This is a genomic window from Streptomyces pathocidini, assembly GCF_001418495.1.
Classification (GTDB): domain Bacteria; phylum Actinomycetota; class Actinomycetes; order Streptomycetales; family Streptomycetaceae; genus Streptomyces; species Streptomyces pathocidini.
In genome coordinates this window covers 1-14399 of the sequence record NZ_LIQY01000299.1, presented here as the reverse complement: position 1 = coordinate 14399, position 14399 = coordinate 1, and the positions used below count along the sequence as shown (strand labels likewise).

Genomic DNA, 14399 nt, shown 5'->3' with positions numbered 1-14399 from the left:
CGCGGCGCAGCACGCGGGCGCCACGGTCACCAAGCCTGCCGCCGAGACGTCCTACGGCGGCTACGCGGGCGCTTTCACGGACCCCGACGGCCATCCGTGGGAGATCGCGCACAACCCGGGCTTCCCCCTCGCCGAGGACGGGTCGATCACCATCCCGGACTTCGACACCCTGTAGCCCCCGGGCGGTGCCGTCCTGGTCTTCGGCAGCCGGTCGGACTCCGGCCTCGACCCCCTGCAGCCTCGGACGGTACGCCCTGCAACCCTCGGGCGGTACGCCGTACCCCTCGGGCGGTACCGTCAGAGGCGTGATCAAAGTCCTCCTCGCGGACGACGAGGCCATGATGAGGGCGGGGGTGCGGGCCATTCTGGACGCGGCTCCGGACATCGAGGTGGTCGCCGAGGCGGGCGACGGGCGCGAGGCGCTCGAACTCGNNTGGTGATGCTGACGACCTTCTCCGAGGACGAGTACATCACCAGTGCGCTGGACAGCGGGGCGAGCGGTTTCCTGCTCAAGTCCGGTGATCCGTACGAGTTGATGGCGGCCGTCCGGGCCGTGCACGGCGGTGGCGCCTTCCCCTCGCCGCGGATCGCCCACCGGGTCATCCAGCAGGTGAGCGGCGGGCGGATGAGCCGCCGGTCGGCGGTTCAGGAGCGCATCGCGGTGCTCAGCCCGCGCGAACAGGAGGCGCTGGCGCTGCTCGGCGCGGGGCTGTCCAACGCGGAGATCGGCGAGCGGCTGTATCTGGTGGAGGGAACGGTCAAGGCCTATGTGAGCGCGGTGCTCAGCCGCCTGGACGTGAAGAACCGCGCCCAGGCGGCCGTCCTGGCGTACGAGGCGGGGATCGTCCCGGAGGGATGGGGGGTCCAGGGGCCGCGGCGTACCGTGGCGCCATGACCGTCCTGAGCTACGAGCGCCGCACCGCCGAAGTCGTCGCGCAGACCGGCCTGTTGATTTCCCATCTCACGGGTGCACACCCGGCGGCGCCCGTGCCGTCCTGTCCCGGCTGGAGTCTGGAGCGGCTGCTGCGGCACCTCGGCGAGACGCACCGCTGGGCCGAGGAGGCCGTACGGACGCGGGCGGTGGAGCCCGTCTCCGACGAGCGGCTCAACAACCCGCCTCGCCACCACGACGGGGACCTCGCCGCCCTCGGCGACTGGCTCGCCGAGGGCGCCACTCGGCTCGCGGAGACGCTGCGCGCCGCCGGGCCCGACGCGCAGGTGTGGACCCCGGGCCCGGGCGGGACCGCGGCGTTCTGGGCGCGCCGGATGGCGCACGAGACGGCCGTGCACCGGGCCGACGCGGCCCTCGCGGTCGGCGCGGAGTACGTCCTCGCCGAGGAGGTCGCCCTCGACGCCGTCGACGAGTGGATGGGCTTCGGCACGGTTCCGGAGGTCTACGAGGCCCGGCCCGGCGCCCCCGCCCTCCTCGGGCCCGGCCGGACGCTCCGCTTCCACGCCACCGACACCGCCCCGGAGACTGCCGCGGACTGGCTGGTCGACCTCGCCGGCGGCGAGCCCACCTGGCACCACTCCCCCGGCGGGCCCACCCGGCACCAATCTCCCGGCGAGACCGCCGTCACCGTCCAGGCCCCTCTCACCGACCTCTTGTTCCTCCTCTACCGCCGCCCTACCCGTGCCGGAAATGTCGTCATCATGGGTGATATGCGTCTCCTCGGCCTCTGGCTCCGGCGGACCGGCTTCTGGCTGGAGTAGGGGACCCCGAGGCGCATCCAAAGGCCCGGCCACCAGGTCCGGCGAGGGCTTCGGGGCCCCTCCGGGACGACCCCGAGATGCCCCCGATATCCGCTCCGCGGGCTGGATGCACGGGGGTGGGGCGTGGCAGGTTCCGTATAGTTGTCGGCAACTAATTGGAGCTAGGCAAGGAGGCGGGAACCATGGCGAAGCGGCGCAAAGTCGGCAACGTGATGGCCCTGCCGGTGCTGGCCCTGCTCGTGGAGCGTCCGATGCACCCGTACGAGATGGGTACGGCGCTGCGGATGCGCCACAAGGAAGACAGCATCAAGATCAACTACAGCTCGCTCTACACCGTCGTCGGCAACCTGGAGAAGCACGGGTTCGTCGAGGCCGTCTCCACGCACCGCGAGGGCCGTCGGCCCGAGCGCACCGTGTACCGCATCACCGACTCCGGCCACGAGGAGCTGGAGGACTGGATGCGGGATCTGATCAGCCGGCCGGAGAAGGAGTTCCCGCGCTTCGAGGCGGCGCTCTCGCTCCTGCCGGTGCTCCCGCCGGACGAGGTGATCGAGCTGCTGCGGGGACGGCTGCGGACGCTGGACCAACAAGTGGCGGGCCGGGCGGGCGCGTTGGAGCAGGGGGGCAAGAACATTCCCCGGCTGTTCCACATCGAGTCCGAGTACGCCCTCGCGCTCCTGCGGGCCGAGGCGGACTGGATCCGCTCCCTGCTCACCGAGCTGGAGGCGGGCACGCTCGCAGGGGTCGCCGCGTGGCGCTCCCTGCACGCCACGGGCCGTATGCCCGAGGAGTGGCTGGCCCTGCAGCACCGGCAGAACACCCAGCAGCCGGAGGCCGGAACCGACGAATGACCCGAGGACCGGGCCGATCGAGCGGCAACTCGACCGGTCCGGCCACAGGGAAGCACCGCGCCCCGGCGCGGCACCGGCGGAAGCCCGAGGGCGTCCGCGCGGAAACCCGAGGGCGTCCGCACCGAGAAAGACCCGCGCACCCCGTCACCGATCGCGGCTGGGCCTGGAAACCGAGGCCGCGAGCGGGCGGTCGTGCGCGTACGGAAACACACCGCACTTCCCCTGCAAGGAGAGTATCCCGTGGTCCCAACGATCAAGCGGCTGGCGACAGCCCCCGGCGGCAGGAGGACGAAATGGCTCGTCCTGGGCGCCTGGTTGATCCTGTTGTTCGCGCTCGGCCCGCTGGCCGGCAAGGTCGGCGACGTCGAGGAGAACGGCGCCAACCTCTTCCTCCCCAAGGGCGCCGAGGCGGCCCAGGTCAACGACCAGTTGGAGAGGTTCCGCACCGACGAGATCCTGCCCGCGGTCGTCATCTACGCCCATCAGGGCGGCATCACCGGCGGCGACAAGGCGAAGGCCGAGGCGGACCGCAAGGCCCTCGCTGACTTCGCCGACAAGGGGCAGGTGCCGCCCGCGACCGCGTCCGAGGACGGGGAGGCGCTGCTGCTGACCGTCCCCATGGTCGACAGCGACGACATCATCGGCGACGTCGAGAAGGTCCGCGAGATCGCCGCCGCCAACGCCCCGCCGGGCACCGAGATCAAGGTCACCGGGCCCGCAGGCTCCCTCGCCGACTCCGTCTCGGTCTTCGACGACCTCGACGGCACGCTCCTCATGGGCTCGGCCATCGTGGTCACCGTCCTGCTGCTGCTCATCTACCGCAGCCCGGTGCTGTGGATCTTCCCGCTGATCGGCGTCGGCTTCGCCGCCGTCCTCTCCCAGGCCGTCATCTACCTGTGCGTCAAGGGCTTCGACCTGCCGGTCAACGGACAGAGCGGCGGCATCCTGATGGTCCTCGTCTTCGGCGTCGGCACCGACTACGCACTGCTGCTCATCGCCCGCTACCGCGAAGAGCTGACACGGCATCAAGATCGCCACGAAGCCATGCAGTTCGCGCTGCGGCGCTCCGGGCCGGCCATTCTCGCCTCCGCCGCGACGATCGCGATCGGTCTGGCCTGCCTGCTGCTCGCCGACATCAACGCCTCGCGCAGCCTCGGCTGGGTGGGCGCGGCCGGGGTGCTGTGCGGCTTCGTCGCGATGATCACGGCGCTGCCCGCGCTGCTCGTACTCGCCGGGCGCTGGGTCTTCTGGCCGCTGATCCCCCGCCACGGCCAGACCTCCCGGGCCGAGCACAGCGTCTGGGCGCGCGTCGGCTCCGCCGTGGCGCACCGCCCCCGCTGGTCCTGGCTGATGACCGCCGCGGTGACCGGCGTACTGGCGCTGGGGGCCACGGGCATCAGCCTCGGCCTGACCAACGCCGAGATGTTCACCACGACGCCCGACTCCGTCTCCGGCCAGCGGCTCGTCGCCGCCCACTACCCCGGCGGCGCCTCGGCCCCGACCGACGTGATCGCCAAGGCGTCGGCCGAGCGGCAGGTCGTGGCGGCCGTCGAGCGGACCGAGGGCGTCTCGGGGGTCCGGCCGACCGAGTACACGCCCGACCGCGAACTCGCCCACATCCCCGTGGTGCTGGCCGACGACCCCGACAGCGCCGCCGCCGAGGCCACCATCGAGCGGCTGCGGGAGAACGTGCACGAGGTCGGCGGCGCAGACGCCGTCGTCGGCGGGCCGACCGCCACCGCCATGGACACCCGGGCGGGCGCGGAGCGGGACAGCCTGCTGGTCATCCCGGTCGTCCTGCTGGTGGTGCTGTTCGTGCTGATCGCGCTGCTGCGCTCGCTGGTGGCGCCGCTGGTGCTGCTGGCCACCGTCGTGCTGTCGTACTTCGGTGCGCTCGGCGCGAGCCACCTGCTGTTCGAGCACGTCTTCGGCTGGGGCGGGATGGACCCCTCGCTGCCGCTGCTGGGCTTCGTCTTCCTGGTGGCCCTGGGCATCGACTACAACATCTTCCTGATGACCCGGGTCCGCGAGGAGGTCGCCCTCCAGGGCCACGCCCGCGGGGTCCTGGCCGGACTCACCAGCACCGGCGGGGTGATCACCAGCGCGGGCGTCGTGCTGGCCGCGACCTTCGCGATCTTCGTGACGCTGCCGCTGGTCACCATGGCCGAGCTGGGCATCCTCGTCGGGATCGGCGTCCTGCTGGACACCTTCCTCGTCCGCACGGTCCTGGTCCCGGCCCTGGCGCTGGACCTCGGCAGGGCGATGTGGTGGCCGGGCGGCCTGTACCGGCGGCTCACCGCCCGCGCTGCGCAGGAGCGCGCCCCGCGGCGCGACGAGCCGGAGCACGCCGGCGTCTGATCCCCGTCCACGGAGCGGCCGCCCACGAAGCGGCCGCTCCCGAAGCCCCGGCCCTCGTCTCGTACTGCCTCGAGTACGAGAGCCGGGGCTTCGGCGTGCGCGCGGTCGACCTGCCGGTCGGATCGGACCGGCAGTCGACCTGCCCGCCGGTCCGATCCGCTACCCCGCACCGCTCACTACCCCGCATCGCTCACCGACCCACCGCCCACCGCCCGTAAAAAATCCGCGAAGGATTCCCCGAACCCCGCCAAGAGCGAGGAGGAGACGTTGACGACCCGGCCGCCCGGCTCGCTGGTGAGCGCGGGCTCCAGCAGGCAGGTGAGGAGGTAGTGGGCCAGGAAGTTGACCTGGAAGGCGATCTCGTTGCCGTCGGCGGTGAGGGTGTGGCGCTCGGGGGCGGCCATGCCGGCGTTGTTCACCAGCACGTCCAGGTGCGGGTGTTCGCGCACGATCTGGTTCGCGAGCTGCTTGACCTCGTCGAGGTGTGCGAAGTCGGCACACAGCGGCCGCAATTGAGCAGTCTCGATCCCGGCGGTGGCGACGAGGCGGTCGGTCGCCGCCCGCGCCTCCTCGGCCGTACGGCCGTGTACGAGGACGGTGGCGCCGCGCTCGGCCAGCAGGCGCGCGGTCTCCAGACCGATGCCGCTGGTAGCGCCGGTGACCAGCACGGTCCGTCCGGACAGCGAGCCGGACAGGGAGGAAGAAGACACGGTTCAGGTCCTGGAAACGGGCACGACCGAGCCCCCTCCCTCGCAAGCGGGGAGCGGCGTTCTCGGGACATGCAGAGGAGTGGGATACGTACGACTCGTCAGAAGGACAGCCGCACAGAAGCGGCGACCACCGTCAGGCGGCCGCGGAAGAACAGCGCGTTACCGCGCCAACGGTTGAACCGCGCCACACGCCGACAGTTGAACGCGTCACGCGCTAACGGGTGAACACGTCACGCGTCAACGGTCGAACGCGTCACCGCGCCGGCGGATGAACAGGGCGCGGAACCGGCGGCACCGTACTCGGTGGCCGGTCGTCATGGCGCAGACGGCTGTTCACGTCTCCCAGCCAACGGGATGCCCATGCCCGGCACAAGCGGCACACCCTTTCCCTGACGCCCCCCTGACAGCCACCCCGCAACAACACGACACGCGTCGAGGCCCTGCCAGGGCTGCGAGGCGGAGGGCGTCCCTTCTCACGTTCAGGACCGAGTGGTCGTCAGGATGGTGGCAACAAACGTCGTTTTCGCTTCTTGTTGCGCCGCCGGGGGCCTACGTTCCTTTGCGTAGTCCTCCGCCGAGAAGGTCCCAAGATGCTCCCGCCGGCCTCCGACCAGGCCATCCCGCAGCCCCTCACCGACCAGGCCCCGGCCGCCCCGGCCGGGGACCGTGCCGCACCCGGCGGCCCGCCCAGGGCGCGTGGCCGGGAACCGGGCGGCTTCCTCGATCCCGTACAGCTTCTGAAGGCCTTTCCCGAGGCGCTGCGGAAGTTGCACCCGCGGGTGATGGTGAAGAATCCGGTGCTCTTCGTCGTCGAGGCGGGTTCCGCGCTGACCACGCTCTCCGCGGTGCTCAACCCGAGCGTCTTCACCTGGGTGATCAGCTGCTGGCTGTGGCTGACGGTGGTCTTCGCCAACCTCGCCGAGGCCGTCGCCGAGGGCCGCGGCAAGGCGCAGGCCGCGACGCTGCGCAGGGCCCGTACGGACACGGTGGCCCGGCGGCTGCGCCACTGGCAGGTCGGCACGGATCTGGAGACGGCGAAGACCGAGCGGGTCGCCACCTCCGAACTGGCGCTGTTCGACTGCGTGGTGGTCGCGGCCGGTGAGCCGATCCCCGCCGACGGGGAGGTCGTGGACGGGGTCGCGGCCGTGGACGAGTCGGCGATCACCGGCGAATCCGCCCCCGTCGTACGGGAGTCGGGCGGCGACCGCTCCGGGGTCACCGGCGGTACGACCGTGCTGTCGGACCGGATCGTCGTGCGGGTCACCGCCAAGCCAGGGCACAGCTTCATGGACCGGATGATCGCCCTCGTCGAGGGGGCCACCCGGCAGAAGACCCCGAACGAGATCGCGCTGCACATCCTGCTCTGCGCGCTGACGATCGTCTTCGTGCTGTTCGTCGTCACGCTCCAGCCGATGGCCGTGTACGCGGGCGCAGCGCAGTCCACGACCGTGCTCGTCGCGCTGCTGGTCGCGCTCATCCCGACCACGATCGGCGCGCTGCTCTCGGCGATCGGCATCGCGGGCATGGACCGGCTGGTGCGGCGCAACGTCCTGGCCATGTCCGGCAGGGCGGTCGAGGCGGCGGGCGATGTGAACACCCTGCTGCTGGACAAGACGGGCACCATCACCCTGGGCAACCGGCGGGCCGCCGGTTTCGTACCGCTGCCCGGCATTCCGGAGATCCAGCTGGCCGACGCCGCCCAACTGGCCTCGCTGGCCGACGAGACGCCCGAGGGGCGCTCGATCGTGGTGCTGGCCAAGGAGCGGTTCGGCCTACGGGCGCCCGCCGAGGGCGAGTTGGGCTACTCGCAGTTCGTGCCGTTCAGCGCGCGGACGCGGATGAGCGGGGTCGACATCGTGTGGAGCGACCGCACCGGCTGCCTGATCCGCAAGGGCGCGGCGAGCGCGGTGCTGGGCTGGGTCCGCGAACGCGGCGGCGGAGCGCCGGCCGAGGCCGGCTGGTTCGCCGACAGCATCGCCGCCTCCGGCGGCACTCCGCTGCTGGTGGCCGTGCACGACCAGGACGGGCCGCGGGTCCTCGGCGTCGTCCACCTCAAGGACGTCGTCAAGAACGGCATCCGTGAGCGGTTCGAGGAGCTGCGCCGCATGGGCATCCGTACAGTGATGGTCACCGGCGACAACCCGCGCACCGCCCGCGCGATCGCCGAGGAGGCCGGGCTCGACGACTACCTCGCGGAGGCAACGCCCGAGGACAAGATGGCGCTGATCAGGCGCGAGCAGGCGGGCGACAAGCTCGTCGCCATGACGGGCGACGGCACCAACGACGCGCCCGCGCTCGCGCAGGCGGACGTCGGGGTGGCGATGAACAGCGGCACCTCGGCTGCCAAGGAGGCCGGGAACATGGTGGATCTGGACTCCGACCCGGCCAAGCTCATCGAGATCGTTCGGATCGGCAAGCAACTCCTCATCACCCGAGGCGCGTTGACCACCTTCTCGATCACCAACGACGTGGCGAAGTACTTCGCGATCATTCCCGCGATGTTCGCCTCCGCCTATCCGGGCCTGGACGCGTTGAACGTGATGGGGCTGGCCTCGCCCGAGTCCGCGATCACCTCGGCGGTCATCTTCAACGCGCTGATCATCGTCGCGCTGATCCCCCTGGCGCTGCGCGGCGTCCGCTACAGCCCGTCCTCGGCCCATGCCCTGCTCCGCCGCAACCTGGGGATCTACGGCATCGGTGGGCTGGTCCTGCCCTTCGTCGGCATCAAGCTGATCGACCTGCTCGTCATCCGATTCATCCCCGGACTGGGGTGAACTCCGGGGGCCACGAGCTACTCCGGGGTCCACAGTCCACGCCGGGATCCACAGGTCCGCACCGGGCTGAACGCCCCGTCCGCGCCCACCCGTTCGATGCGCCAGGGCGGCGGCCTGGCCACCGACAGGTCAGGCCGTCGCCCTGGCGCATCCCGCGCCACGACGCGCGGATCAGTTCTTGGAGGCGGGGCTCAGCGGACCGTCCTTGCTGCGCAGGACGGCGTAGCCGACGCCGATGCCCACGGCGACGGGCCATTCGAGGACGCCGATGACGCCCATCGCGCCGAGCCCGAGGTAGAGCGGCAACCCGCCCTTGGCGGGCAGCACTTCGCGGGCGACGGCCACCGGCACCATGGCCGCGTTGACGGCCTCGTTCGCGACTCCCTTGACGTCGGGAACGGTGACGGTGATCGTGTGCTTGCCGTTGTGCGCGCTCTTCGCCTTGTTCTCCTTGGCGGTCCTCGCGGTCTTCGCGCCCTCCGTGCCCTTGGCGCCCGCGCCGGCCTTCTGGGCCGCCGCGCTCTTGCGGCTCTTCTGCGACACGGAGGTCGGCCGCCCGGCCGGCCCTGACGACTTCTTCTTCGCCTTGGCGGTCGTGCGCGACGCCTTGGTGGTGGCCGCGGACGCCTTGGCGGTTCCCGTGCGCGTCCGTTTCGACGATGCGGTGGGCGTGGTCACGATTCTCACATCCGCACTTGGATCGGAATTGTTGGCATGTGCCCCGCTACAGGAAGAAAGCCTACTCGCAGGTCGCAGGGGTGTGCGAGCCGGAAAACCGTACGGGGTCACTCAGCGCGCGCGGCCACGAGCGCCAGGTGACGATGGTCGGGCTCGGGTCGACGCCGGGTCGACAAGGGTTCCAAGCGGGGAGGTTGGGCGCCGATGCCGTCGCTTACTGGGGTGCGCCTGCCAGGGATCCCGCTGCTGGGGATCCCGCTGCTGGGAACGGTGGCCGGCGGGGTCGCGGGCGGGGTCGCCGCCGGCGTACGCGGGGTCGCGGACGCGGCGGCCGTACTGACCGGCCACGACCGGCGCGACGTGTGGGCGCGCGAGGGCCGTTGCCACATCGAGGTGCGCGGCGTGCACGGGCCGCGCGGGATGTGGGTGGCCCGCTTCGTGGAGCACGCGCTGGAGTCGCACCCCGGCGTGGAGTGGGCGCGGGTCAACGCCCCGTCGGAGCGGGTGGTCATCGGGCTGGCCTCCCCGCCGGCGCCCCACCAGGAACTGGTCCGGCTCATCGCCCGCGCCGAGGGCCGCGCCGTCGCGTCGACGGCGGAGGAGGTATTCGACGAGTGGCACCCCGAGCCGCACCACCCCTCCGAGGGCACGCGCCACCGTCCGTCCCTGCCGGTGCTGGCCGCCGACGCCACCGGGCTGCTGCTGACCGCCGTCACCCGCATCTCGCCGTGGACCCCGCTGCCCGCCGAGGTCGGCGCGCTCGCCACCGCCGTACAGCATCACCCGCGGCTGCGGAAGTGGACCTCGCGCGGGCTGACCGGCCGCGACCGGGCCGAGTCGCTGCTGCCCGCGCTCTCCGCGCTCGCGCAGGGCGTGGCCACCCGCGGCGAGGGGCTCGTCCTGGACGTGGTGCAGCGCCTGGCACAGTGGCAGGAGGCGAACGCGGACCGCCAGGCCTGGGCCGAGGCGGAGGAACGGCTGGTGCGCGGCCCCGAGCACGCGAGCGCCGAGCCGATCGTGGTGGAACGGCCGGGCCCCGCACACCAGGACGTCACCGACCGCTACGCGGAGCGGGCCATGGGCCTGGGCGTGCTGGTCGGCGCCGCGGCCCTCCCGTACGCCGGCCCGCGCCGCGCCCTGGCAGTCGCGCTGTCCTCCGTGCCGAAGGCGCCGACGGCCGGGCGGGAAGGGTTCGCGACCAGCCTCGGCCGGTTCCTGGCGCTGCGCGGCGTGGTGGCCATGGACCGCAGCGCCCTGCGCCGGCTCGGGCAGGTCGACACGGTCGTCCTGGACGAGGAGGCGCTGCGCAGCGGCCGGCACGAGCTGACCGACCTGGCGCTGCTGGGCGGCGCGGACCCCGAGCGGATCTCCGACCGGCTCTTCGCCCTGTTCGACCCGGCGGCGCCCCGGCACGCGCACCGCGATGACGGCTGGGTGCTCGGCCCGCTGGAGGAGCTCGAACTGACCGGGCACACCGGGCGGCAGGCCGCGGAGCGGCTGCGGCGGCAGGGCAGCGAGTACGCGCTCGGGCTGGCCGAGCGGGGCCGGCTGCGGGCGGTGGCCGGGGTGGCGGCGCAGACGCTGCCCGGCGCACAGGCGCTCGCGGCCGCGGCCCGGCGCGGCGGCATCCGCGTGGTGCTCGCCAGCGACCGGTCCGACCCGGCGCTGGGGTTCGTGGACGCGACGGTGCCCGCGGGCGGGCGGCTGGTGGCGTCGGTGCGCGGGCTGCAGGCGGACGGCGCGGTGGTGGCCCTGGTGTCGGCGAACCGGCGGGCGCTGGGCGCCTCCGACTGCGGCCTGGGCGTCTACCGCGAGGAGGACCCGCCGGCCTGGGGCGCCCATCTCCTCATCGGTACGGACCTGGAGTCGGCCGCGCTGATCCTGGCCGGCATCGGCACGGCCCGGCAGGTGGACCGGGACAGCGCCGTGCTGGCCGCGGGCGGCAGCGGGGTCGGCGCGGTCGCGGCCCTGCAGGCGCCGCCCGCGCAGGCGTGCGCGCGCGGCCAGGCCGCGGGCAACACCGCGGGCGCGGTGGCCTTCTGCCTCGGCGTCTGGCGCGCCCGGCAGCTGCTGTCCAAACCGGTCACCCCTGCCGTCTCGACCGTCCCCTGGCATCTGATGCCCGCGGCGCTCGTGCTGGACCGGCTGGGCACGACCGAGCACGGCCTGTCGGCCGAGGAGGCCGCCGCACGCGCCAAGAGCTCCCCGACGGCGAGCGAGCCGCTGCGTACGAGTCTCCCCTCGGCGTTCATCGACGAGTTGGCCAACCCGCTGACCCCGGTCCTCGCGGCCGGCGCCGCGCTGTCCGCCGCGGTGGGATCGCGTACGGACGCGGCGCTGGTCGCCGCGATCACCGCGACCTCGGCGCTGGTCGGCGGCGTCCAGCGGGTGCGGACCGAGCGGGCGCTGGCCGAGCTGACGGCCCGCTCCGCGATCGGCGCGCGGGTGCGGCGGGCGGGCGCCGAGCGGCTGGTGACGGCCGAGGACCTGGTGCCGGGCGACGTGATCGTGCTGCGCCCGGAAGACGTGGTGCCGGCCGACTGCCGGCTGCTGACGGCCGAGGGCCTGGAGGTGGACGAGTCCTCGCTGACCGGCGAGTCCCTGCCCGTCGCCAAGGACCCGGCGCCCGCGGTCGCCTCCCAGATCACCGAGCGCACCTCGATGCTCTACGAGGGCACGATCGTCTCCGCCGGGGAGGCCACCGCCGCCGTCGTGGCGACGGGCGCCGCGACCGAGGTCGGCCGCTCCATCGCCACCGCCCGGCAGGCCGCGCCGGCGACCGGGGTGGAGGCGCGGCTGACCTCGCTGACCAAGGCCAGCCTGCCCGTCGCGATCTCCTCCGCCGCCGCGGTGGCCGGCGCCGGGCTGCTGCACGGGCAGCGGCTGGCCGACAGCCTGGCCTCGGCGGTGAACCTGGCCGTCGCGTCCGTCCCCGAGGGGCTGCCGTTCCTGGTCAACGCGGCCCAACTGGCCGCCGCCCGACGGCTGGCGGACCACGGGGCGCTGGTGCGCAACCCGCGGACGATCGAGGCGCTCGGCCGGGCCGACGTGCTGTGCTTCGACAAGACCGGCACCCTCACCGAGGGCAACCTCCAGCTCTCCGCGGTCAGCGACGGCGAGCGCCCGCTGCCCGTCGAGCGGCTTCCCGCACCGCACAAGGAGGTGCTGGCCGCCGCGCTGCGCGCCACCCCGCCCGCCCGGCAGTCCGAGCCGATGGCCCACCAGACCGACCGCGCGGTGGTGGCGGGCGCCCGCAGGGCGCGGGTGACCGTCGGCCGCGGCGCGCCCCGCTGGCGGCGCACCGACACTCTGCCCTTCGACCCGTCCCGCGCCTACCACGCGACCGCCGGGCGCACCCCGCGCGGCCTGCTGCTGAGCGTCAAGGGCGCGCCCGAGAACGTACTGGAGCGCTGCCGGTTCCGGCGCTCGGGCGGTCGGCAGACCCGGCTGGACGAGGCCGCCCGCAAGGAACTGACCGCGGTGACCGAGGAGTTGGCGGGCGCGGGCGGTCGGGTGCTGGCCGTGGCCGAGCGGACGCTGCGGGCGAGCGAGGAACTGTCCGACGAGGCCGTGGACGAGCTGGTCTTCCTCGGCTTCGTCATCCTGGCCGACCCGGTGCGCACCTCGGCCGCGCCCGCCACCGCCCAGCTGCGCCAGGCCGGGGTGCAGACGGTGATGCTGACCGGGGACCACCCGGCCACCGCGGACGCCATCGCCGCGCATGTGATGGACACCGAGGAGCGCACGGTCTGCACGGGCCCCGATCTGGACGAGATGGACGACGACCAACTGGACGCCCTGCTGCCGACGGTGGACGTCATCGCCCGGTGCGGCCCGCACCACAAGGTCCGCATCGTGCAGGCGTACCAGCGCCTGGGCAAGGTCGTGGCGATGACCGGCGACGGCGCCAACGACGCCCCGGCGATCCGGCTCGCGGACGTCGGCATCGCGCTGGGCCGGCGCGGCACCCCGGCCGCGACCGCGGCGGCGGACCTGGTGATCAGCGACGACCGGCTGGAGACGATCGTCGCCGCGCTGACCGAGGGCCGCGCCATGTGGACCTCGGTCAGGACGGCGCTCGCCATCCTCATCGGCGGCAACCTCGGCGAGGTCGCCTTCAGCGTGCTGGCCTCCGCGCTCACCGGCACCGCACCGCTGAGTGCCCGTCAGATCATGCTGGTCAACCTGCTGACCGACCTCGCGCCCGCGCTCGCCATCGCCGTACGCCGCCCCAGCGAGGACACCGGCGAGCAGCTGCTCCAGGAGGGCCCGCACCAGTCCCTGGGCACCGCGCTCACCCAGGAGATGGCACTGCGGGGCATCACGACGGCGCTGGGCGCGGGCCTGGCCTGGAGCATCGCCCGCGTCTCGGGCACCCGGCGGCGGGCGAGCACGGTCGGCCTGGCCTCGGTGGTGGGCACCCAGCTCGCGCAGACGCTCACCAGCGGCGGCGTGGACCGCAACGTCCTGGCGGCAGCGCTGGGTTCGGCGGCGGTGCTGGTCGGCATCATCCAGACGCCGGGCGTCAGCCAGTTCTTCGGCTGTACGCCGCTGGGGCCGGTCGCGTGGGGCATCACGCTGGCCTCCATCACGGCGGCCTCCCTCCTCCACACGGCGCTGCCGCCGCTGGCCCGACACCTCGTGGACACGGAGTGGTTGAGCTCCTCGGCGAGCGAGGAGCCCCGGGACACGGCCGGTTCGGCGAAGGCGCTGGAGGCGCTGCTGGAGCCCCTGGAGCGGTTCCTCCGCTCGATCCATGTGATGGGCGAGCCGGAGCCGGCCGGCGGGGAGCCGTGGGAGTGAGCTCGCACACGGCCGACCCGTAGGCGGCTCCCGCTGGTTATGCTGCGCCCGAAGCACTCGTCGAAGCGCTCAAACGAACATCGGGTGGGCGTGCATCGGGTGGGCGCATTCGGAGGGGTTCGAGCGAGGGGGCAACCGCATGCGGCAACCGGTCGATCTCAGGCGGCAGCGGATCCTGGCGGCCGTGCAGTCGCGCGGCGCGGTCAGGGTGACCGATCTGGCCGCCGAGCTGGAGGTCTCGGTGGTGACGATCCGCCGGGACGTCGAAGAGCTCGCGCGGGCGGGGAAGTTGCGGCGCGGGCACGGCGTGGCCCGGTCCGTACTGCCGGTGCAGAAGGCGGCCGCCCCCGAGGACCCGTCCGCGGAGGGCGGCGCGGTCGCCCTCGTCGTACCGGAGCGCCACTCGTACCTGTACGAGACGCTGCACGGGGCGCGCACCGTCCTGGAGCAGGCCGGGGTGCGGACCGCGCTGCACATCGCGCCGCAGGTCGCGGGCGCGGAACGGCCCATGG

8 protein-coding genes and 3 pseudogenes are annotated in these 14399 nt (G+C 73.3%); 9 read left to right on the top strand and 2 right to left on the bottom strand.

Annotated elements, in window-relative coordinates; genetic code table 11:
- From AOK16_RS28370 to AOK16_RS15490, 6 genes and pseudogenes are all read left to right on the top strand, one after another.
- Positions 1-175, top strand: a pseudogene (locus tag AOK16_RS28370) (VOC family protein); the annotation flags it as partial.
- Between the two features lie 130 nt (positions 176-305).
- Positions 306-432 (top strand): annotated as a pseudogene (locus AOK16_RS28365) (response regulator transcription factor); the annotation flags it as partial.
- A gap of 2 nt (positions 433-434) precedes the next feature.
- On the top strand, positions 435-895 hold a 461-nt coding region (locus AOK16_RS15505), incomplete at its 5' end, for a response regulator transcription factor (RefSeq protein ID WP_240483583.1).
- Entirely contained in the window at positions 892-1713 is an 822-nt protein-coding gene (locus tag AOK16_RS15500) for a maleylpyruvate isomerase family mycothiol-dependent enzyme (protein ID WP_055472831.1), read from the top strand. The genes AOK16_RS15505 and AOK16_RS15500, both read left to right, overlap by 4 nt.
- 182 nt (positions 1714-1895) lie before the next feature.
- The gene (locus tag AOK16_RS15495) at positions 1896-2564 is read left to right on the top strand and encodes a PadR family transcriptional regulator (protein ID WP_055472830.1); all 669 of its coding nucleotides are present in this window, start codon (positions 1896-1898) and stop codon (positions 2562-2564) included.
- Positions 2565-2804: 240 nt separating this feature from the next.
- Positions 2805-4922, top strand: coding sequence for an MMPL family transporter (locus tag AOK16_RS15490; protein WP_055472829.1), 2118 nt, complete (start codon positions 2805-2807; stop codon positions 4920-4922).
- 251 nt (positions 4923-5173) lie between these two features.
- Here AOK16_RS15490 and AOK16_RS15485 read toward each other — a convergent pair.
- Positions 5174-5617: pseudogene (locus AOK16_RS15485) on the bottom strand (SDR family NAD(P)-dependent oxidoreductase); the annotation flags it as partial.
- Positions 5618-6222: 605 nt separating this feature from the next.
- Between AOK16_RS15485 and kdpB the strand changes: the two are divergent.
- Positions 6223-8406, top strand: a complete 2184-nt coding sequence (gene kdpB, locus AOK16_RS15480; RefSeq protein WP_079101419.1) for a potassium-transporting ATPase subunit KdpB — start codon at positions 6223-6225, stop codon at positions 8404-8406.
- A gap of 171 nt (positions 8407-8577) precedes the next feature.
- Here the strand turns inward: kdpB and AOK16_RS15475 are convergent, their stop codons facing one another.
- A complete protein-coding gene (locus tag AOK16_RS15475; RefSeq protein WP_055472828.1) occupies positions 8578-9084 on the bottom strand; it encodes a hypothetical protein in 507 nt (168 codons plus the stop codon).
- Between the two features lie 204 nt (positions 9085-9288).
- Here AOK16_RS15475 and AOK16_RS15470 point away from each other — a divergent pair, with 204 nt between their 5' ends.
- Positions 9289-13887 (top strand): cation-translocating P-type ATPase, encoded by a 4599-nt coding sequence (locus tag AOK16_RS15470; RefSeq protein WP_240483582.1) that lies wholly within the window; start codon positions 9289-9291, stop codon positions 13885-13887.
- 139 nt (positions 13888-14026) lie between these two features.
- A partial coding sequence (locus AOK16_RS15465; protein ID WP_157859225.1) for a DeoR family transcriptional regulator occupies positions 14027-14399 on the top strand: 373 nt, incomplete at its 3' end.